The sequence below is a fragment of the Silvania confinis genome, from assembly GCF_025564085.1.
Lineage (GTDB): Bacteria > Pseudomonadota > Gammaproteobacteria > Enterobacterales > Enterobacteriaceae > Enterobacter > Enterobacter confinis.
This window is the reverse complement of record NZ_JAMGZJ010000067.1, coordinates 105,024-126,017: the sequence shown is the minus strand read 5'-3', so window position 1 is coordinate 126,017 and position 20,994 is coordinate 105,024. Positions and strand designations below refer to the sequence as shown.

The following is a 20,994-nucleotide window of genomic DNA, read 5'->3' as shown; positions in this document are numbered from 1 at the left end:
AACGCGTGATATCGCGCATCCGGCACAATAAGAGAGATGACAATGACATCGTTACGACACACAGCTTTGGGTCTGGCAGTTGGTCTGGCTTTTGCGACGAATGCAATGGCTGTCACCAGCATTCCGTTCTGGCATTCCATGGAAGGGGAGTTGGGTAAAGAAGTTGATTCCCTGGCGCAGCGTTTCAACGACACCCATCCGGATTACAAAATTGTGCCGGTGTACAAAGGTAACTACGAACAGAGCCTGAGCGCAGGTATCGCCGCCTTCCGTACCGGCAACGCCCCGGCGCTGTTACAGGTTTATGAAGTGGGCACCGCCACCATGATGGCATCGAAAGCCATTAAACCGGTGTACGAAGTGTTTAAGGATGCGGGCATTACGTTCGACGAATCGCAGTTCGTGCCGACCGTCTCGGGTTATTACACCGATTCTAAAACCGGGCACCTGCTGTCCCAGCCGTTTAACAGCTCCACCCCGGTGCTGTATTACAACAAAGACGCCTTCAAGAAAGCCGGTTTAGACCCGGAGCAGCCGCCAAAAACCTGGCAGGATCTGGCCGCGTACACCGCTAAATTGAAAGCTTCCGGCATGAAATGCGGCTACGCCAGTGGCTGGCAGGGCTGGATCCAGATCGAAAACTTCAGCGCCTGGCATGGCCTGCCGGTCGCGACCAAAAACAACGGCTTTGACGGCACCGACGCGGTACTGGAATTCAACAAGCCGGAGCAGGTGAAGCACATTGCCTTGCTGCAGGAACTGAACAAGAAGGGCGATTTCAGCTACTTCGGACGTAAAGACGAATCTACCGAGAAGTTCTACAGCGGCGACTGTGCGATCACCACCGCCTCGTCCGGCTCGCTGGCGGATATCCGTCACTACGCCAAATTTAACTACGGCGTGGGCATGATGCCATACGATGTTGAAGCTAAAGGCGCACCGCAGAACGCCATCATCGGCGGCGCAAGCCTGTGGGTGATGCAGGGCAAAGACAACGGCACCTACAAAGGCGTAGCGGAGTTCCTCGAGTTCCTGGCGAAACCGGAAAATGCCGCCGAGTGGCACCAGAAGACCGGCTACCTGCCGATCACCAAAGCCGCTTACGACCTGACCCGCGAGCAGGGCTTCTATGACAAAAATCCAGGTGCGGATATTGCAACGCGTCAGATGCTGAACAAGCCGCCGATGCCGTACACCAAGGGTATGCGTCTGGGCAACATGCCGCAGATCCGTACCATTGTCGATGAAGAGCTGGAAAGCGTGTGGACCGGTAAGAAAGAGCCACAGCAGGCGCTGGATTCCGCGGTTGAGCGTGGTAACCAGCTGCTGCGCCGCTTCGAGCAGTCAACCAAATCGTAATGTGAATGGCCCGGTGACGCGTAGCTTACCGGGCCTGCAGGGTTCGTGCGGGCTAATAGCCTCACCCCAACCCTCTCCCACGGGGAGAGGGAGAAAACCGAAATCGTAGGCCGGGTAAGGCGAAGCCGCCACCCGGCACTGTTCAGGAATCAAATCTCAATGTCATCATCCCGTCCGGTGTTCCGTTCGCGCTGGCTGCCGTACCTGCTGGTTGCGCCACAGCTGGCGATCACCGTTATCTTCTTTATCTGGCCTGCGGGCGAAGCGCTGTGGTACTCGGTACAAAGCGTTGATCCGTTTGGGCTGTCGAGTCAGTTTGTTGGTCTGGATAACTTTGCCGCGTTGTGGCACGACAGCTACTATCTGGACTCTTTCTGGACGACGATCAAATTCAGCGCCATGGTCACCGTCAGCGGCCTTGTTGCCTCATTGTTCTTCGCCGCACTGGTGGATTACGTTGTGCGCGGCAGTCGGTTGTATCAGACCCTGATGTTGCTGCCCTACGCCGTGGCACCGGCCGTCGCCGCCGTGCTGTGGATTTTCCTCTTTAACCCGGGTCGCGGCCTGATTACCCATTTCCTCGGGGAGTTTGGTTACGACTGGAACCACGCGCAGAACAGCGGTCAGGCCATGTTCCTGGTGGTCTTCGCCTCGGTGTGGAAGCAGATCAGCTACAACTTCCTGTTCTTCTTTGCCGCGCTGCAGTCTATTCCGCGCTCGCTGGTGGAAGCAGCCGCCATTGACGGTGCAGGCCCGGTGCGTCGCTTCTTCAAGCTGGCGCTGCCGCTGATCGCCCCGGTGAGTTTCTTCCTGCTGGTGGTCAACCTGGTGTACGCCTTCTTCGACACCTTCCCGGTGATCGACGCCGCCACCGCAGGCGGCCCGGTACAGGCCACCACCACGCTTATCTATAAGATCTACCGCGAAGGCTTTGCCGGGCTGGATCTGTCGGCCTCTGCTGCCCAGTCGGTAGTGTTGATGTTCCTCGTCATCATCCTGACGGTGGTGCAGTTCCGCTACGTCGAAAGTAAGGTGCGCTACCAATGATTGAGAACCGTCGCGGGCTGACGATTTTCAGCCACACCATGCTGATCCTCGGCATTCTGGTGATCCTGTTCCCGCTGTACGTGGCCTTTGTGGCCGCCACGCTGGACCGAAACGCCATCTTTGAAACCCCGATGACGCTGATCCCCGGCGGCCATCTTTTTGAGAATATGGCGATCATCTGGACCCAGGGCGTGGGGGTCAACAGCGCCCCGTTCTGGCTGATGATGCTCAATAGCTTCATCATGGCGTTCGGCATTACGGTGGGCAAAATCGTGGTGTCGATGCTCTCGGCCTTCGCCATCGTCTGGTTCCGCTTTCCGCTGCGCAATCTGTTCTTCTGGATGATTTTTATCACCCTGATGCTGCCGGTCGAAGTGCGTATCTTCCCGACGGTGGAAGTGATCGCCAACCTGGGGATGCTCGACAGCTACGCCGGGTTAACTCTGCCGCTGATGGCCTCGGCGACCGCCACCTTCCTGTTCCGTCAGTTCTTTATGACCTTGCCGGACGAGCTGATTGAAGCGGCCCGTATCGACGGTGCCTCGCCGATGCGCTTTTTCCGCGACATCGTGCTGCCGCTCTCGCGCACCAACCTTGCGGCGCTGTTCGTGATCACCTTTATCTACGGCTGGAACCAGTACCTGTGGCCGCTGCTGATTGTGCAGGACGTTAATCTCGGCACCGCCGTGGCGGGCATCAAAGGGATGATCTCTACCGGCGAAGGCACCACCCTCTGGAACCAGGTGATGGCGGCGATGCTGCTCACCCTTATCCCACCCGTCGTCATAGTTTTAGCCATGCAGCGCGCATTTGTCCGCGGCCTGGTCGATAGCGAGAAATAAAATGGCAGGATTAAAATTACAGGCAGTCACCAAAAGCTGGGATGGCAAAACCCAGGTTATTCAGCCGTTAACGCTCGACGTGGCGGACGGCGAGTTTATCGTGATGGTCGGCCCGTCCGGCTGTGGTAAATCCACCCTGCTGCGCATGGTCGCCGGGCTCGAGCGCGTCACCAGCGGCGATATCTGGATCGACCGCAAGCGGGTGACTGAGATGGAGCCGAAAGACAGAGGCATTGCGATGGTGTTCCAGAACTATGCGCTTTATCCGCACATGAGTGTGGAAGAGAACATGGCCTGGGGGCTGAAAATCCGCGGGATGGGCAAGGGCCATATTGAGGAGCGTGTCAAAGAGGCGGCGCGCATTCTGGAGCTGGACGAACTGCTCAAGCGCCGCCCGCGCGAGCTCTCTGGCGGCCAGCGCCAGCGCGTGGCGATGGGCCGCGCTATTGTGCGCGATCCGGCGGTGTTTCTGTTCGATGAGCCGCTGTCTAACCTCGACGCCAAGCTGCGGGTGCAGATGCGTCTGGAGCTGCAGCACCTGCACCGGCGGCTGAAAACCACCTCTCTGTACGTCACCCACGATCAGGTGGAGGCGATGACCCTCGCCCAGCGCGTGATGGTGATGAACAAAGGCATTGCCGAGCAGATTGGCACCCCGGTGGAAGTGTACGAAAAACCCGCCAGCCGCTTTGTAGCGAGCTTTATCGGCAGCCCGGCGATGAACCTGCTGGAAGGCCGCATCAGCAGCTCAGGCACCCACTTTGAGCTGGAGAGTGGCATGGCGCTGCCGGTTAACTGGTTCTATCGCGGTTATGCCGGGCGCAAAATGACCCTCGGTATCCGCCCGGAACATATTGCGTTAAGCTCGCAGGCAGAAGGTGGGGTGCCGCTGGTCATGGACACCCTGGAGATGCTGGGCGCCGATAACCTGGCGCACGGACGCTGGGGCGAGCAGAAGCTGGTGGTGCGCATGTCGCATCAGGAGCGCCCGCAAGCAGGCAGCACGCTGTGGCTGCATCTGCCAGAAAATCACCTGCACTTATTCGATGGTGAAACAGGACAACGCGTATGAGTAACTGGCCGTATCCCCACATCGTCGCCCACCGGGGCGGCGGTAAACTGGCGCCGGAGAACACCCTGGCGGCGATTGACGTTGGCGCGCATTACGGCCATACGATGATTGAGTTTGACGCCAAGCTGTCCCAGGACGGCGAAATTTTCCTGCTGCACGACGATAACCTTGAGCGCACCAGCAACGGCTGGGGCGTGGCGGGGGCGCTACCGTGGCGCGATCTGCTGAAGGTCGATGCCGGAAGCTGGTTTGGTAAGGAATTCAAAGGTGAGCCGCTGCCACTGCTGGCCGAAGTCGCCGACCGCTGTCGGCAGCATGGCATGATGGCGAACATTGAGATCAAACCCACCACTGGCAGCGGGCCGCTGACGGGCAAAGTGATTGCCCTGGCGGCGCGCGAGCTGTGGGAAGGTATGCCCGCACCGCTGCTGTCGTCGTTTGAGATCGATGCGCTGGAAGCGGCGCAGGCGGCAGCCCCTGAGCTGCCGCGCGGCTTATTGCTGGATGAATGGCGTGACGACTGGCGCGCGCTGACCGCCCGGCTGGGCTGCGTGTCGATCCACCTTAATCACCGCCTGCTGGATGAAGCGCGGGTGGACGACATCAAAGCCGCCGGGTTACGTATCCTGGTGTATACCGTCAACCAACCCCAGCGCGCAGCTGAACTGCTGGGCTGGGGCGTGGACTGCATCTGTACCGATGCGATTGCGCTGATTGGCCCGGACTTTCAGCCCTAAGGATTATTCAGCATGCCACTGTTTTGCTGAGGCTGCTGCTGCGGCAGCATATGTTGCTGCTGCATCCCACCGCTTGAAGACTCTCCACTGCTCAACATGCTGCCACTGGTGTTGGGCAGCACTTGCCCCCCTGGCTGGCTCTGCTGGACGCGCTGGGTATTGTTGTTGATCTGCGTTTGCAGATTCTGCTGCTGCGTACGCGTTTGGCTCTGCATTTGCTGATTGAGCATCCGGCTTTGCTGCTGCTGCTGAACCTGCATTTCGTTCTGCATCCGCTGCTGGCTGGGGTTTTGATAGCCCGGCTGGTTCGGATTGTTCAGGGTGTTAATTGGCTGTGCTAACACGGCAAACGGCAATAGCGCCGCCACAAGAATCAGTCGTTTCATGGTTATTTCCTCCGTCTGAGGCCTTCTCTAAGTTTATCTCGGATCCGCCAGCACAATGATTTTTTAAGAGTTATGAACCAGGCTTAAGCGGGAGCGTGAGTCCCTGTACCTGGAGAATAACAATGATGAAACCAAGGTTTATACGCTGGGTCGCTATCGCCGCCCTGATGGCAGGCGGTACGTTTAGCGTGGCAGCGACGCCTCCGGCGGCAGCGCCCGTGTCGTATGGGGTGGAAGAGGATGTTTTCCATCCCGTGCGGGCGCAGAAGGGGATGGTCGCCTCGGTGGATGCGCTCGCCACCCAGGTGGGGGTGGATATTCTCAAGCAGGGCGGGAATGCCGTGGATGCGGCGGTGGCAGTGGGTTACGCGCTGGCAGTGACGCACCCGCAGGCGGGTAACCTCGGCGGCGGCGGGTTTATGATGCTGCGCACCAAAGACGGCGTCACCACCGCGATCGATTTCCGCGAGATGGCCCCGAATCAGGCCACGCGCGACATGTTCCTCGACGATCAGGGCAACGCCGACAGCAAAAAATCACTCACCTCTCATCTGGCAACCGGCACGCCGGGCACCGTGGCCGGATTCTCGCTGGCGCTGGATAAATACGGCACCCTGCCGCTCAACAAAGTGGTGCAGCCTGCCTTCAAGCTGGCGCGCGACGGTTTTGTGGTCAACGATGCGCTGGCCGACGATCTAAAAACCTACGGCAGTGAAGTGCTTCCCAACCACGAGAACAGCAAGGCGATCTTCTGGAAAGACGGCGAGCCACTGAAAAAGGGCGACAAGCTGGTGCAGACCAATCTGGCGAAAAGCCTGGAGATGATTGCCGAAAACGGCCCGGATGCCTTCTATAAAGGGGCGATCGCCGATCAGATTGCCGAGGAGATGAAGAAGAACGGCGGGCTGATGACCAAAGCCGATCTCGCCGAATACAAAGCCGTGGAGCGTAAGCCGATCAGCGGGGAGTATCGCGGGTATCAGGTGTTCTCGATGCCGCCGCCGTCTTCGGGCGGGATCCACATCGTGCAGATCCTCAACATCCTCGAAAACTTCGATATGCACAAATTTGGCTTCGGCAGCGCCGATACGATGCAGGTCATGGCCGAGGCGGAAAAATATGCCTACGCTGACCGCTCGGAGTATCTGGGCGATCCGGATTTCGTCAAAGTGCCGTGGCAGGCGTTGACGGATAAAGCCTATGCCAAATCCCTTGCCGACCAGATCGACATCAACAAAGCCAAACCGTCGAGCGAGATCCGCCCCGGCAAGCTGGCACCCTACGAAAGTAACCAAACCACCCACTTCTCGGTGATGGATAAAGACGGTAATGCGGTGGCGGTAACCTACACCCTGAACACCACCTTCGGTACCGGGATTGTGGCGGGCAACAGCGGAATTTTACTGAACAACGAGATGGATGATTTTTCTGCCAAGCCAGGCGTGCCGAACGTCTACGGGTTAGTGGGCGGCGATGCCAATGCCGTCGGGCCGAAGAAGCGTCCGCTGTCGTCAATGTCACCGACCATTGTGGTGAAAGACGGTAAAACCTGGCTGGTGACCGGTAGCCCAGGCGGAAGCCGGATTATCACTACCGTGCTACAAATGGTGGTGAACAGCATTGATTTTGGGATGAACGTGGCAGAAGCCACCAACGCGCCGCGCTTCCATCACCAGTGGCTGCCGGATGAGCTGCGGGTGGAAAAAGGCTTCAGCCCGGATACCCTGAAGCTGCTGGAGCAGCGTGGGCAAAAAGTGGCGGTGAAAGAGGCGATGGGCAGTACCCAGAGCATTATGGTCGGACCGGACGGTGCGCTGTATGGGGCATCGGATCCGCGTTCGGTGGATGATTTGACGGCGGGGTACTGAGTGTGTGCCGGGCGGCACTGCGTTTGCCCGGCCTACTGAAATCTGCAGGCCTGGTAAGCGTAGCGCCACCGGGCAATTTACGGGGTTACTTCATGCGCGCCATATACAAGGCATCCACATACTCGCCGTCGCGCAGGGCGAATTTCTTCCCGGTGCCTTCAGTTTCAAAACCAAATTTCCGATACAACGCCAGCGCAGAGGGATTATCGGCAAATACCGTCAGCTCAATACGTTCAACTCGCAGCCAGTTATCACACAGATTGACCATTTCACGCATTAACGCGCTGCCCACCCCACGCCCCTGAGCATGCGCCGCAACGCTGATGCCAAAGGTGGCCACATGGCTGCGCCGTGGACTCTGCTCTACCTGGATGGCGATATCACCGACGAGGTTATCATCGATGCAGGCCACCAGCCGCCGCATTCCGGGTTTGACCACCAGGCGTTCCTGCCACATTTCCAGAGAAGGATGAGGTAGTTGTAGCGTGTCGTGATACACCCCGGGATGCATATAATTCTGGCGTAAAGCGTCGGCATCTTTCGGTTCAGCGTGGCGTATCACTATCTCACTCATTCCTGTGTTCCTCTGTTGGTTAATGTCCCTTTCAACATCGTTGACTTTAAAATTCGAGTCAACCGCCTTTTTTTGCAAAAAGTATTGGACAAGTGCGAATGAGAATGATTATTATTGTCTCGCGTTCAGGGAGTCCGCTACGGAAACCTGAAAGCACGACATTGCTCACATTGCTTCCAGTATTATTTTAGCCAGCTTCTAGCTGGCTTTTTTTTTGCTCAGAGGGTATGGATTTGTACGTCCACTAACGTTTCAGGTGCGATGTCTTTCATCAGGCCCACCACGTTGTTCTTCTCTGCAACGGCGGGTAACACCTCCGCCTGGCCGGAAAACGCTCCCCCTTTTTTAACCGCCAGCGTGCGGTACGCCAGAGTGCCGGTGACCTGACCGTGCTCGCAGATTTCGACGATGTCGCTGCTGCACTGGCCGATCACCTTGCCATCGATAATCAGCTCCCGGCAGGTAATGTTGCCCTCAACCAGACCCCCACGCATGATTTTTATCAGGCTCTCTCTGGAATCAATATTGCCGTTCAGCGTGCCGTGAACGTAGACGTGGCCGCCGGAGACGATGTTGCCCTCGACGCACACATCGCTGGCAATAACGGTGGTGCCGTGTTTTTCGCTGGCGGTGGGCTCTTTTTCAACGAACGTGGTCGGGGGCAGAATGTCGGCTGGTTTGTCCATTTCAATGATTTTCGTTTTTTTAAACATGATGTTTACCGGGTTGAGAAGAAGGAATGTGATAAGGGCCACCAGGCTCGATGCGGCGAGCAGCCACGCAAGAGGCGGTACGTTGACGCACCAGGCGATCAGCGCGAGCAGCCAAAAGAGGAGCGCACTGTTTAAGGCGAGATATTTTCTTTCCATAGAAAACCAGCGCGACTCCTTTCGCGAGCATGGGTTTTGGCCGTCTCCTTATCCTGATAATTTCGGCCAGGATCAAGGTTCAGGCCGCCATTTTAGGATTCGTTATAGAAATATATTTCACCGCCGGGTTGCGCTATGGTGAAAGCAGGGACCTTAGCCAGGAATAACATCATGACACTGCACTGCGCATTTATTGGATTTGGTAAAAGCACCACCCGGTACCACCTTCCGTATGTTCTGAACCGCAAAGCGAGCTGGCATGTGGCGCATATTTTCCGCCGCCACCCGAAGCCAGACGAGCAGCACCCGCAGTATTCCCATATCCATTTCACCAGCGATCTGGATGAGGTGCTGAACGACCCGCAGGTGAAGCTGGTGATCGTCTGTACCCATGCCGACAGCCATTTTGAGTACGCAAAGCGTGCCCTTGAAGCGGGTAAAAACGTGCTGGTGGAGAAACCTTTCACCCCGACCCTCGCCGAAGCGAAAACACTGTTTGAGCTGGCTAAGCAAAAAGGGCTGACCGTCACCCCGTACCAGAACCGTCGTTTCGATACCTGCTTCCTGACCGCTAAAAAGGCGATTGAGAGCGGTAAGCTCGGCGAGATCGTCGAAATCGAAAGCCACTTCGATTATTACCGCCCGGTGGCAGAAACCAAGCCTGGCCTGCCGCAGGATGGATCTTTCTATGGCCTGGGCGTGCATACCATGGACCAGATTATCTCTCTGTTTGGCCGCCCGGATCATGTGGCCTACGACATCCGCAGCCTGCGTAACAAAGCTAACCCGGACGATACCTTCGAAGCGCAGCTGTTCTACGGCGACCTGAAAGCGATCGTCAAAACCAGCCATCTGGTGAAGACCGATTACCCCAAATTTATCGTCCACGGCACCCAGGGATCGTTTATCAAATACGGTATCGACCAGCAGGAAACCAGCCTGAAGGCCAATATCATGCCGGGCGACGCAGGGTTTGCGGCGGATGATTCCGTTGGCCTGCTGGAGTACGTCAACGCCGAGGGCATCACCGTCAAAGAAACGATCAAACCGGACACCGGCGACTACGGTCAGGTCTACGATGCGCTGTTTGAAACGCTGACCAACGGCACGCCAAATTACGTCAAGGAAATTGAAGTTATGACCAATCTTGAAATCCTTGAACGGGCCTTCGAGCAGGCCTCACCTGCCACGGTAACCCTTGCTAAATAAGGCTGTCAGACTCCTCTGGACTTGTTCACAATTTTTGAACAGAGGAGTCAATTTTCACCCTCTATGATCCCAGTCCGATTGCGTCCACACTTACTCCATCGAAACGAACTGAGGGTAAAAACAATGATCTTCTTACGCAAAGCAAACGACCGTGGTCACGCAAATCATGGCTGGCTGGACTCCTGGCACAGCTTCTCGTTCGCTGATTATTATGACCCGAATTTTATGGGCTTCTCGGCGCTGCGGGTGATTAACGATGACGTGATCGACGCAGGCCAGGGCTTTGGTACTCACCCGCACAAAGACATGGAAATCCTGACCTACGTGCTGGAAGGGGCGGTTGAGCACCAGGACAGCATGGGCAATAAAGAGCAGGTTCCGGCCGGTGAGTTCCAGATCATGACCGCAGGTACCGGGGTGCGTCACTCGGAGTACAACCCGAGCAAAACGGAAAAACTGCACCTGTATCAAATCTGGATCATTCCAGAAGAAAAAGGCATCACCCCGCGCTACGAGCAGCGTCGTTTTGACGCCGAGCAGGGCAAACAGCTGGTGCTGTCGCCGGATGCGCGTGACGGCTCGCTGAAAGTGCATCAGGACATGGAGCTGTACCGCTGGGCGCTGGTGAAAGACGAACAGTCTGTGCATCAGATTGCCGCTAACCGTAAAGTGTGGATCCAGGTGGTAAAAGGCGATGTGACCATTAACGGCACCAAAGCCACCACCAGCGATGGTCTGGCGATCTGGGATGAGCAGGCCATTTCCATTCATGCCGACAGCGCGGCTGAAGTACTGTTGTTCGACCTGCCGCCGGTCTAAATCTTAAATAAAAGGCCAACCTTCCTTTTTCGCAGGGGAAGGTTGGCCTTTGTCCGTGATAAACTGGGAGAATGTTTTGCTACCGATCTCTCCCAGGACGATGAAAAAGAAAAGACCCGTACTTCAGGATGTAGCCGATCGCGTCGGTGTGACTAAAATGACGGTCAGCCGTTTTTTACGTAACCCGGAACAGGTTTCCGTGGCGTTGCGTGGCAAGATCGCTGCGGCTCTCGATGAACTGGGTTATATCCCCAACCGCGCCCCGGATATTCTCTCCAATGCGACCAGCCGTGCGGTGGGCGTCCTGCTTCCTTCCCTGACCAACCAGGTTTTCGCCGAAGTGCTGCGCGGTATCGAAAGCGTGACCGACGCCTTTGGTTATCAGACCATGCTCGCCCACTACGGCTACAAGCCGGAACTGGAAGAGGAACGTCTGGAGTCGATGCTTTCCTGGAACATTGACGGCCTGATCCTTACCGAACGTACCCACACCGCGCGCACCCTGAAGATGATTGAAGTGGCGGGCATTCCGGTGCTCGAGCTGATGGACAGCCAGTCGCCGTGCCTGGATATCGCAGTCGGGTTCGACAACTTCGAAGCCGCACGTCAGATGACGGCGGCCATCATTGCCCGCGGCCATCGCCATGTCGCCTATCTTGGCGCACGTCTGGACGAACGTACTATCATCAAACAGAAGGGATACGAGCAGGCGATGCTCGATGCCAACTTAACCCCGTACAGCGTGATGGTCGAACAATCCTCTTCCTACACCTCGGGCATTGAGCTGATGCGTCAGGCCCGTCGCGAGTATCCGCAGCTTGACGGCATCTTCTGTACTAACGATGACCTCGCGGTGGGCGCCGCCTTCGAATGCCAGCGGCTGGGACTTTCCATCCCGGGTGATATGGCGATTGCCGGTTTCCACGGTCACGACATTGGCCAGGTGATGGAGCCGCGTCTGGCGAGCGTCCTGACGCCGCGTGAACGCATGGGACGCATCGGTGCCGAACGCCTGCTGGCGCGCATTCGTGGCGAGACGGTGAGCCCTAAAATGTTAGATTTAGGTTTCACGCTGTCACCAGGTGGATCAATCTAGTCTGACAAATTTGAACTAGCTCACACTTATTCACTTCGCGCACGTTTGGATATTGCTTCTCTTTTGCCCTGGCAGGACAATGTTACCGATAACTGTTACCCGTAACAATTGACTGAGGGACTCCCTTTGAGCACGACGAATCTCGATCACCACGTTTACGTCCTGATGGGCGTTTCCGGTAGCGGTAAATCTGCCGTCGCCAGCGAAGTGGCGCATCAACTCCATGCCGCGTTTCTTGATGGCGACTTCCTCCATCCGCGCAGCAACATCAATAAAATGGCCTCCGGCGAACCGCTGAACGACGACGATCGTAAACCCTGGTTACAGGCGCTGAACGATGCAGCGTTTGCCATGCAGCGCACCAATAAGGTGTCGTTGATTGTCTGTTCTGCACTGAAAAAGACCTATCGCGACCAGCTGCGTGAAGGGAACCCGAACCTGTCATTCGTCTACCTGAAAGGGGATTTCGAGGTTATCGAAAACCGCCTGAAAGCGCGCAAAGGGCACTTCTTCAAAACGCAGATGCTGGTAACCCAGTTCGACACGCTGCAAGAGCCGGGCGCGGACGAAAGTGATGTGCTGGTGGTGAATATCGACCAGCCGTTAGACGGTGTGGTGGCAAGCACCATTGAGGTCATTAATAAAAGGCAGTAAGTTTTGAGTACTTTAACGCTTGTTTTGACAGCAGTCGGCTCCGTGCTGTTACTGCTGTTTTTAGTGATGAAGGCGCGTATGCACGCCTTCGTTGCTTTGATGGTGGTGTCTATTGGTGCTGGTCTCTTTTCCGGAATGCCGCTCGATAAAATCGCGGCGACCATGGAAAAAGGGATGGGCGGAACGCTGGGATTCCTGGCGATTGTGGTCGCGCTTGGCGCGATGTTTGGCAAGATCCTGCATGAAACCGGCGCGGTCGATCAGATCGCCGTCAAAATGCTGAAATCTTTCGGTCACAGCCGGGCGCACTATGCCATTGGTCTGGCGGGTCTTATCTGCGCGCTGCCGCTGTTCTTCGAAGTGGCGGTGGTACTGCTGATTAGCGTGGCCTTCTCCATGGCGCGCCATACCGGTACGAACCTGGTGAAGCTGGTGATCCCATTGTTTGCTGGCGTGGCCGCAGCGGCGGCGTTTCTGCTGCCGGGGCCTGCGCCGATGCTGCTGGCTTCCCAGATGCACGCTGACTTTGGCTGGATGATCCTGATTGGTCTGTGCGCGGCGATCCCGGGGATGCTGATCGCCGGTCCGCTGTGGGGTAATTTCATTAGCCGTTACGTTGAGCTGCACATTCCTGATGACATCACCGAGCCGCATCTGGGCGAGAGCAAAATGCCGTCGTTCGGCTTTAGCCTGGCGCTGATCCTGCTGCCGCTGGTGCTGGTGGGCCTGAAAACCATCGCCGCACGCTTTGTGCCGGTGGGCTCTGAGGCGTATCAGTGGTTTGAGTTTATCGGCCATCCGTTCACCGCGATCCTGGTCGCCTGTCTGGTTGCCATTTATGGCCTGGCGATGCGTCAGGGCATGGCGAAAGACCGGGTGATGGAGATCTGCGGTGCTGCGCTACAGCCAGCGGGGATTATTCTGCTGGTGATCGGTGCGGGCGGGGTGTTCAAGCAGGTGCTGGTGGATTCCGGCGTTGGCCCGGCACTGGGCGAAGCGCTGACCGGGATGGGCTTGCCGATTGCGGTGACCTGCTTCGTGCTGGCGGCCGCGGTGCGTATCATCCAGGGTTCTGCCACCGTCGCCTGTTTAACGGCGGTAGGGCTGGTGATGCCGGTGATTGAACAGCTGAACTACTCTGGTGCGCAGATGGCAGCTCTGTCTATCTGTATCGCGGGCGGTTCGATTGTGGTGTCGCACGTTAACGACGCGGGCTTCTGGTTGTTCGGTAAATTTACCGGCGCCAGCGAAGCGCAAACCCTGAAAACCTGGACGATGATGGAAACCATCCTCGGCACCACCGGGGCGATTGTCGGGATGATTGCGTTTTCGCTGTTGAGCTAATGTTTGTCGGGTGGCGGGATGAACATGTGGCAACGGTGGTGGTTCCGTTCACTTCGCGTTCAATGCTTCTCTGTCACTGCTGCACCGGTGAACGTGCCAGGGTGGCTCAATCGCCACCACCCTGGCTACCCGGGCTCCCGGCAAAGAAAATCGCCGCTTCGCGGTCCCTTCGGCTTATTCCTTCCGGCTATCGGGTCGGGCGCGATCCTACATCCATGTAGGTCGCGCCCTCTCGGCGCATCCTTGCGCCTCGCCCCGGCCTCCAGTCAACACCTCAGCGATTTTCAGCCGGACCTGGGAGCCGCTTTGGGTGTTGTGCTTACCTGACTATGTTCACTGCTGGAGATTTAATTTCTGATTATGCGAGCAGCCTTCCAGAGCCTCTCTTTATTTACCACGCCATTCGATCACAACACCGATTTCGCTGAGCTGGTAGACAACTGCGCGCAATATTTAAGCGATGTCATATTAAAGAAAAATAAGATCTTACAGCGATACCCTGGTCCGGCTGAAAATCGCCGAAGCGTTTCCTGTAGCCAGGGGCGACGCGCATGGATGCGCGGCGAGGGCGCATTTACAGGGACGTTACCTGCGCCCGCCCCCGTCAGGCGGAAGGAATAAGCTGAGGGTATCGCGTAGCGACGATTTTCTTGCCGGTAGCCCGGGTTGCCAGGGGGGTGGCGATGAGCCACCCTGGCACGTTCACCGGTTCGGTGGTTTCAGAGCAGCAAGGAACGTAAGGTGAACGGAACCACCACTGATGCCAGTATGTTTCCCCTCACCCTAACCCTCTCCCCAAAGGGGCGAGGGGATCGTTCGTGCGGCATACCTCACCCCGCCTTCATCCACGCCCGGATCCCATCCAGGAACATCTGCGTCGCCATCATCACCAGAATCAATCCCATCAACCGTTCCAGCGCATTAACCCCTTTCTCGCCGAGTAGGCGTAAAAACAGCGACGACTGCAACAAAATGACGAAGGTGCCGCCCCAGGCCAGCAGCAGGGCGATCACCAGATGGCTCATCTGGTTCGGATACTGATGCGACAGCAGCATCAGGGTTGCCAGAATGGTTGGCCCGGCGACCAGCGGGATCGCCAGCGGGACGATAAACGGCTCTTCACCGGCGGGCAGGCCGCTGCTACTGCCTTCGGCGCTGGGGAAAATCATCTTAATGGCGATTAAAAACAGAATAATACCGCCCGAGATGGAGACTGTTTCGGCGCGTAAATTCAGGAAGCCGAGGATCTTTTCTCCGGCGAACAGGAAGATAAACATCACCAGCAGGGCGATTAACAGCTCGCGGATCATGATCGCCCGACGTCGCTTCGGTTCAGTGTGTTTCAGTACCGACATGAAGATCGGCAGGTTCCCGAGCGGGTCCATAATCAGGATAAGCAGCACTGCTGCAGAAATAATTTCAGTCATGTTATCTGTCCCTCAAACTCCCTGTATTCATTGTGGTAATAAGTGGTATTACTTATAGCAGTGCAATCATTGATTTATTTCACTTGCGACTTTGGCTGCATTTTGTAAGGTGAGAGCAGTGCCAGTAGGATTCTGGCTCGCATATTCAGCACACATCTCTGCAGGAAAACACGCTATGAAAAACGTTGGTTTTATCGGCTGGCGCGGTATGGTCGGCTCTGTACTCATGCAACGCATGGTTGAGGAGCGCGATTTTGACGCCATCCGTCCGGTCTTCTTCTCCACTTCCCAGCTCGGGCAGGCTGCGCCTGCATTCGGCACTGCGTCCACCGGTACGCTTCAGGACGCTTTTGATCTGGAAGCGCTGAAGGCGCTCGACATTATCGTTACCTGTCAGGGCGGCGATTATACCAACGAAATTTATCCAAAGCTTCGTGAAAGCGGCTGGCAGGGATACTGGATTGATGCGGCCTCTTCGCTGCGCATGAAAGACGACGCCATCATTATTCTTGACCCGGTTAACCAGGATGTCATCACGGACGGCCTGAACAACGGGGTGAAAACGTTCGTCGGCGGCAACTGTACGGTCAGCCTGATGCTGATGTCGCTGGGCGGTCTGTTCGCCCAGGATCTGGTGGAGTGGGTCTCCGTGGCTACCTATCAGGCGGCATCCGGCGGCGGCGCGCGTCATATGCGCGAGCTGCTGAGCCAGATGGGTCATCTGCACCAGCACGTTGCCACTGAACTGGCCAACCCGGCATCGGCGATTCTGGATATCGAACGCAAAGTGACTCAGCTTAGCCGCAGCGGCGACCTGCCGGTGGACAACTTTGGCGTACCGCTGGCCGGCAGCCTGATCCCGTGGATCGACAAGCAGCTGGATAACGGCCAGAGCCGCGAAGAGTGGAAAGGCCAGGCAGAGACCAACAAAATTCTGCGTACCGCCTCGCCAATCCCGGTTGATGGTCTGTGCGTGCGCGTGGGTGCGCTGCGCTGCCACAGCCAGGCATTCACTATTAAAATGAAAAAAGATGTATCCATACAAACTGTGGAGGAATTGCTCGCTTCGCACAATCAGTGGGCAAAAGTCGTCCCCAACGATCGCGACATCACGATGCGTGAACTGACCCCCGCCGCCGTCACCGGCACGCTAACCACCCCGGTTGGCCGCCTGCGCAAGCTGAATATGGGGCCGGAATATTTGTCCGCCTTCACCGTCGGCGACCAGCTTTTGTGGGGCGCCGCCGAGCCGCTACGCAGGATGCTGCGCCAGCTGGCGTAATAACTTGTTAATACTAAGGGGTGATTTGTCACCCCTTTTTTTGCGTAATAAAGGACTAAAACGCATTTGGTGGGTTTTTTTATCAGGAGTCATACACAGCGTTGGCTATGCTTTATGCGAGATGTCGTGCATCTCGTCTGGAAGTTGGATGGAACAGAGAGGATGCACATAGGTGCTGTTCCGTACAGGTCACATTAAAGCTGCACCCTGCGCGCGAAAGGGGGCGGCGAATAAAATAACAGGATGAACACCATGTCCGTTCGTATTGAGAGAGACGTGATTAATGCGCTTATCGCGGGTCATTTTGCCGATCCGTTTTCTGTACTTGGTATGCACCGCACAGAGGCAGGGCTGGAAGTCCGCGCATTGTTACCTGACGCGACGGAAGTCTGGGTGATTGAACCAAAAACCGGCCGCAAGGTGGGTCAACTTGAGTGTATCGACTCGCGCGGTTTCTTTGCTGGCGTGATGGCTCGTCGCAAAAACACATTCCGCTATCAGCTCGCCGTTTTCTGGCATGGTCAACAAAATCTGATCGACGATCCCTATAGCTTTGGTCCGCTGCTGAAGGAGATGGATGCCTGGCTGCTGTCTGAAGGGACGCACCTGCGCCCATATGAAACGCTGGGCGCCCATGCCGACACCATGGACGGCATCACCGGCACCCGCTTTACCGTCTGGGCACCCAATGCCCGACGCGTCTCAGTCGTGGGACAGTTCAACTACTGGGACGGTCGCCGCCATCCGATGCGCTTGCGTCGCGAAACCGGCATCTGGGAGCTGTTCATCCCCGGCGCGCAAAACGGTCAACTTTACAAATTCGAAATGATCGATGCGCATGGCAAACTGCGTATCAAAGCCGACCCGTATGCTTTTGAAGCGCAAATGCGCCCGGAAACCGCTTCGCTGATCTGCGGCCTGCCCGAGAAAGTCGCCCTGAGCGAGGAACGTATCCGCGCCAACCAGTTCGATATGCCGATTTCGATTTATGAAGTCCATCTCGGTTCCTGGCGTCGTCATACCGAGAACAATTTCTGGCTCAGCTACCGGGAGCTGGCCGATCAACTGGTGCCGTACGTTAAATGGATGGGCTTTACCCATCTTGAGCTGCTGCCGATTAACGAGCACCCTTTTGACGGCAGCTGGGGCTATCAGCCCACCGGCATGTACGCGCCGACCCGCCGTTTCGGTACCCGCGAAGACTTCCGCTACTTTATTAATGCCGCGCACGCCGCCGGTCTGAACGTGATCCTCGACTGGGTGCCGGGCCACTTCCCGTCCGATGATTTTGGCTTGTCGGAATTCGACGGCACCAACCTGTACGAGCACAGCGATCCGCGCGAAGGCTACCATCAGGACTGGAATACCCTGATCTACAACTACGGTCGTCGGGAAGTCACTAACTACCTGGTGGGTAACGCCCTGTACTGGATCGAACGTTTCGGTATTGATGCCCTGCGCGTGGATGCGGTGGCGTCGATGATTTACCGCGACTACAGCCGCAAAGAGGGGGAGTGGATCCCCAATGAATTCGGCGGGCGTGAAAACCTTGAAGCGATTGAGTTTTTACGCAGCACCAACCGTATTCTCGGTGAGCAAGTGCCCGGTGCGGTGACGATGGCGGAGGAGTCGACGGATTTCCCGGGTGTTTCTCGCCCGCCGTCGATGGGCGGTCTCGGTTTCTGGTACAAGTGGAACCTCGGCTGGATGCACGACACGCTGGACTACTTCAAGCTCGATCCGGTCTATCGCCAACATCACCACGACAAGCTGACCTTCGGCATGCTTTACAACAGCACCGAAAACTTTGTCCTGCCGCTCTCCCACGATGAAGTGGTGCACGGCAAAAAATCGATCCTCGATCGCATGCCGGGCGACGCGTGGCAGCGGTTTGCCAACCTGCGCGCCTATTACGGCTGGATGTTTGCCTTCCCGGGCAAAAAATTGCTGTTTATGGGTAACGAGTTTGCTCAGGGCCGCGAGTGGAACCACGACAGCAGCCTCGACTGGCATCTGCTGGAAGGCGGCGATAACTGGCACCACGGCGTCCAGCGTCTGGTCCGCGACCTCAACCAAACCTATCGTCACCACAAAGCGCTGCATGAGCTCGATTTTGACGACTACGGCTTCGAGTGGCTGGTGGTGGATGATAATGAGCGCTCGGTGCTGATCTTTGTCCGCCGCGACAAAGCGGGCAACGAAATCATCGTCGCCAGCAACTTTACCCCGGTGACCCGCCATCACTACCGCTTCGGTATCAATCAGCCGGGCAAATGGCGCGAGGCGCTGAACACCGACTCGATGCACTATCACGGTAGCAATGCGGGCAACGGCGGTTTAGTGCAGAGCGATGAGCAGGAGAGTCACGGGCGTGCAAACTCCCTGAGCGTGACCCTGCCGCCGCTGTCCACCATCTGGCTGGTTCGGGAGGGGGAATGACCCAACTCACGGCCGGTCAACCCGCCCCGCTCGGCGCAAGCTACGACGGCAAAGGGGTGAACTTTACCCTCTTTTCCGCCCATGCAGAGCGGGTTGAACTCTGCGTGTTTGACGGCAACGGCAATGAACATCGCTACGATCTTCCAGGTCGCAGCGGTGATATCTGGCACGGTTATCTGGAGAGTGCCCGGCCCGGCACGCACTACGGCTTTCGGGTTCACGGGCCCTGGGAGCCGGGCAACGGGCACCGTTTTAACCCGTCGAAGCTGCTGCTCGACCCCTGTGCGCAGGAGGTTGACGGGACGCTGAACGACGATGTGGTCCTGCACGGCGGTAAAGACACGCCGGATCACCGCGACAGCGCCCTGGCAGCAGCCAAAAGCGTGGTGGTGGGTGACCACTACGACTGGGAAGACGATGCACCGCCCAATACCCCCTGGGGCAAGACGGTGATCTATGAAGCGCATGTGAAGGGGCTGACGTATCTGCACCCGGGCCTGCCGGAAGCGATCCGCGGCACCTACAAAGCGCTCGGCCATCCGCTGATGATTGCCTATTTCAGGCAGCTCGGCATTACCGCTCTGGAGCTGCTACCGGTGGCCCATTTTGCCAGCGAGCCGCGCGTGCAGCGCCTTGGCCTCAGTAACTACTGGGGCTATAACCCGATGGCGATGTTTGCCCTTGCACCCTGCTATGCCGCCGATCCGGCGCGTGCCCGGGACGAGTTTCGTGATGCGGTTAAAGCGCTGCACGAAGCGGGTATTGAGGTGATCCTCGACATCGTCCTGAACCACAGCGCCGAGCTGGATCTGGAGGGGCCGACGTTCTCCCTGCGCGGAATCGATAACCGTAGCTATTATTGGTTAAGAGAGGACGGCGATTACCACAACTGGACCGGCTGCGGTAACACGCTCAATCTCAGCCATCCGGCGGTGACGCAATACGCGTATGAATGCCTGAAATACTGGGTTGAAACCTTCCATGTCGACGGATTTCGTTTCGACCTGGCGTCGGTTATTGGCCGCACGCCGGACTTTAACCCACAGTCGCCGCTGTTTGAAGCCATTAAAAACTGCCCACTGCTCTCACGCGTCAAGCTGATTGCCGAACCGTGGGATATTGGCCCTGGCGGCTATCAGGTCGGGAATTTCCCGCCGCTGTTTGCGGAGTGGAACGATCATTACCGTGATAGCGCGCGCCGCTTCTGGCTGGCGCACGATCTGTCGCTGGCGGAGTTCGCCGGGCGTTTTGCGGCATCCAGCGATCTGTTCAAACACAATGGACGGCTACCCTCGGCGTCAATCAACCTGCTGACGGCGCATGACGGTTTTACGTTGCGCGACTGTGTTTGTTTCAATCAGAAACACAACGAAGCCAACGGTGAAGAAAATCGTGACGGCACCTTCAACAACCACAGTTACAACCATGGTATTGAAGGGTTAAGTGGCAAGCTGGATGTGATTGAGCGACGCCGTGCCAGCGTGCACGCCTTGCTCACCACGCTGCTTTTATCGCAGGGAACGCCGATGTTGCTGGCAGGGGATGAACATGGACACAGCCAGCACGGCAACAACAACGCCTACTGCCAGGATAACCCATTAACCTGGCTTGACTGGCAGCAGGCAAACAGCGGATTAGTCGAGTTTACCGCTGCGCTAGTCCATTTGCGTCAACAGATCCCGGCGCTCATCCTGAATCAGTGGTGGGAAGAGGGTGATGGCAACGTGCGTTGGCTGAATAAAGCCGCGCAGCCGTTAGCGGCGGATGAGTGGCACAACAGCGTTCCCTGCCTGCAAATCCTGCTTTCGGATAGCTGGCTTATTACGTTTAACGCCACCCATGAAGTCGCTGACATTGTTTTACCTGAAGGAGAATGGCGGGCGATCCCGCCATTTGCCGGAGAAGATAATCCGGTCGTGATGACAGTCTGGCATGGACCTGCAAACGGTGTGTGCGTATTCCAGAGATGA

At 57.0% G+C, this 20,994-nt stretch carries 18 protein-coding genes; 14 read left to right on the top strand and 4 right to left on the bottom strand.

The window, feature by feature from the left end:
- The first annotated feature begins 42 nt into the window (after positions 1–42).
- The 5 genes from ugpB (at position 43) to ugpQ (ending at position 5,057) form a co-directional block, all read left to right on the top strand.
- The gene (gene ugpB, locus M8013_RS04370) at positions 43–1,359 is read left to right on the top strand and encodes a sn-glycerol-3-phosphate ABC transporter substrate-binding protein UgpB (protein WP_271266590.1); all 1,317 of its coding nucleotides are present in this window, start codon (positions 43–45) and stop codon (positions 1,357–1,359) included.
- Positions 1,360–1,518: 159 nt separating this feature from the next.
- Positions 1,519–2,406, top strand: a complete 888-nt coding sequence (gene ugpA / locus M8013_RS04365) for a sn-glycerol-3-phosphate ABC transporter permease UgpA (RefSeq protein WP_271266589.1) — start codon at positions 1,519–1,521, stop codon at positions 2,404–2,406.
- Positions 2,403–3,248, top strand: coding sequence for a sn-glycerol-3-phosphate ABC transporter permease UgpE (ugpE, locus tag M8013_RS04360; protein WP_271266588.1), 846 nt, complete (start codon positions 2,403–2,405; stop codon positions 3,246–3,248). The genes ugpA and ugpE overlap by 4 nt, the downstream gene beginning before the upstream one ends.
- 1 nt (position 3,249) lies before the next feature.
- Positions 3,250–4,320 carry a sn-glycerol-3-phosphate import ATP-binding protein UgpC gene (locus M8013_RS04355; RefSeq protein ID WP_271266587.1) on the top strand — a complete coding sequence of 357 codons (1,071 nt, stop codon included), beginning with the start codon at positions 3,250–3,252 and terminating at the stop codon, positions 4,318–4,320.
- The gene (gene ugpQ, locus M8013_RS04350; RefSeq protein WP_271266586.1) at positions 4,317–5,057 is read left to right on the top strand and encodes a glycerophosphodiester phosphodiesterase; all 741 of its coding nucleotides are present in this window, start codon (positions 4,317–4,319) and stop codon (positions 5,055–5,057) included. Before M8013_RS04355 ends, ugpQ begins: the two co-directional genes overlap by 4 nt.
- Here ugpQ and M8013_RS04345 read toward each other — a convergent pair.
- A complete protein-coding gene (locus tag M8013_RS04345; RefSeq protein WP_271266585.1) occupies positions 5,054–5,443 on the bottom strand; it encodes a DUF2756 family protein in 390 nt (129 codons plus the stop codon). The genes ugpQ and M8013_RS04345 overlap by 4 nt on opposite strands.
- Positions 5,444–5,565: 122 nt before the next feature.
- On the opposite strand from M8013_RS04345, the gene ggt reads away from it, so the two are divergent.
- Positions 5,566–7,311: a gamma-glutamyltransferase gene (gene ggt, locus M8013_RS04340; protein WP_271266584.1), complete on the top strand. Its 1,746-nt coding sequence runs from the start codon at positions 5,566–5,568 to the stop codon at positions 7,309–7,311.
- Between the two features lie 85 nt (positions 7,312–7,396).
- Here ggt and yhhY read toward each other — a convergent pair whose 3' ends face one another.
- Together yhhY and M8013_RS04330 are read right to left on the bottom strand one after the other, a co-directional pair.
- The gene (yhhY, locus tag M8013_RS04335; RefSeq protein ID WP_271266583.1) at positions 7,397–7,885 is read right to left on the bottom strand and encodes an N-acetyltransferase; all 489 of its coding nucleotides are present in this window, start codon (positions 7,883–7,885) and stop codon (positions 7,397–7,399) included.
- Positions 7,886–8,103: 218 nt separating this feature from the next.
- Positions 8,104–8,754 carry a bactofilin family protein gene (locus tag M8013_RS04330; RefSeq protein WP_271266582.1) on the bottom strand — a complete coding sequence of 217 codons (651 nt, stop codon included), beginning with the start codon at positions 8,752–8,754 and terminating at the stop codon, positions 8,104–8,106.
- Positions 8,755–8,925: 171 nt separating this feature from the next.
- Here M8013_RS04330 and M8013_RS04325 point away from each other — a divergent pair, with 171 nt between their 5' ends.
- From M8013_RS04325 to gntU, 5 genes are all read left to right on the top strand, one after another.
- Positions 8,926–9,963: an oxidoreductase gene (locus M8013_RS04325; RefSeq protein WP_271266581.1), complete on the top strand. Its 1,038-nt coding sequence runs from the start codon at positions 8,926–8,928 to the stop codon at positions 9,961–9,963.
- A 123-nt stretch (positions 9,964–10,086) separates the two neighbouring features.
- The gene (locus M8013_RS04320) at positions 10,087–10,782 is read left to right on the top strand and encodes a pirin family protein (RefSeq protein WP_271266580.1); all 696 of its coding nucleotides are present in this window, start codon (positions 10,087–10,089) and stop codon (positions 10,780–10,782) included.
- A 100-nt stretch (positions 10,783–10,882) separates the two neighbouring features.
- Complete coding sequence (gene gntR / locus M8013_RS04315) at positions 10,883–11,878, top strand: gluconate operon transcriptional repressor GntR (protein ID WP_271266579.1); 996 nt, start codon at positions 10,883–10,885, stop codon at positions 11,876–11,878.
- A gap of 126 nt (positions 11,879–12,004) precedes the next feature.
- Positions 12,005–12,532: a gluconokinase gene (gene gntK / locus M8013_RS04310; RefSeq protein WP_271266578.1), complete on the top strand. Its 528-nt coding sequence runs from the start codon at positions 12,005–12,007 to the stop codon at positions 12,530–12,532.
- Positions 12,533–12,535: 3 nt separating this feature from the next.
- Positions 12,536–13,876, top strand: a complete 1,341-nt coding sequence (gene gntU / locus M8013_RS04305; RefSeq protein WP_271266577.1) for a gluconate transporter — start codon at positions 12,536–12,538, stop codon at positions 13,874–13,876.
- A gap of 830 nt (positions 13,877–14,706) precedes the next feature.
- Here the strand turns inward: gntU and yhgN are convergent.
- Entirely contained in the window at positions 14,707–15,303 is a 597-nt protein-coding gene (gene yhgN, locus M8013_RS04300; RefSeq protein WP_271266576.1) for an NAAT family transporter YhgN, read from the bottom strand.
- Between the two features lie 175 nt (positions 15,304–15,478).
- Here yhgN and asd point away from each other — a divergent pair, with 175 nt between their 5' ends.
- The 3 genes from asd (at position 15,479) to glgX (ending at position 20,994) form a co-directional block, all read left to right on the top strand.
- Positions 15,479–16,585: an aspartate-semialdehyde dehydrogenase gene (asd, locus tag M8013_RS04295; RefSeq protein WP_271266575.1), complete on the top strand. Its 1,107-nt coding sequence runs from the start codon at positions 15,479–15,481 to the stop codon at positions 16,583–16,585.
- A 252-nt stretch (positions 16,586–16,837) separates the two neighbouring features.
- Positions 16,838–19,024, top strand: coding sequence for a 1,4-alpha-glucan branching enzyme (gene glgB, locus M8013_RS04290; RefSeq protein ID WP_271266574.1), 2,187 nt, complete (start codon positions 16,838–16,840; stop codon positions 19,022–19,024).
- A complete protein-coding gene (gene glgX, locus M8013_RS04285; protein WP_271266573.1) occupies positions 19,021–20,994 on the top strand; it encodes a glycogen debranching protein GlgX in 1,974 nt (657 codons plus the stop codon). Before glgB ends, glgX begins: the two co-directional genes overlap by 4 nt.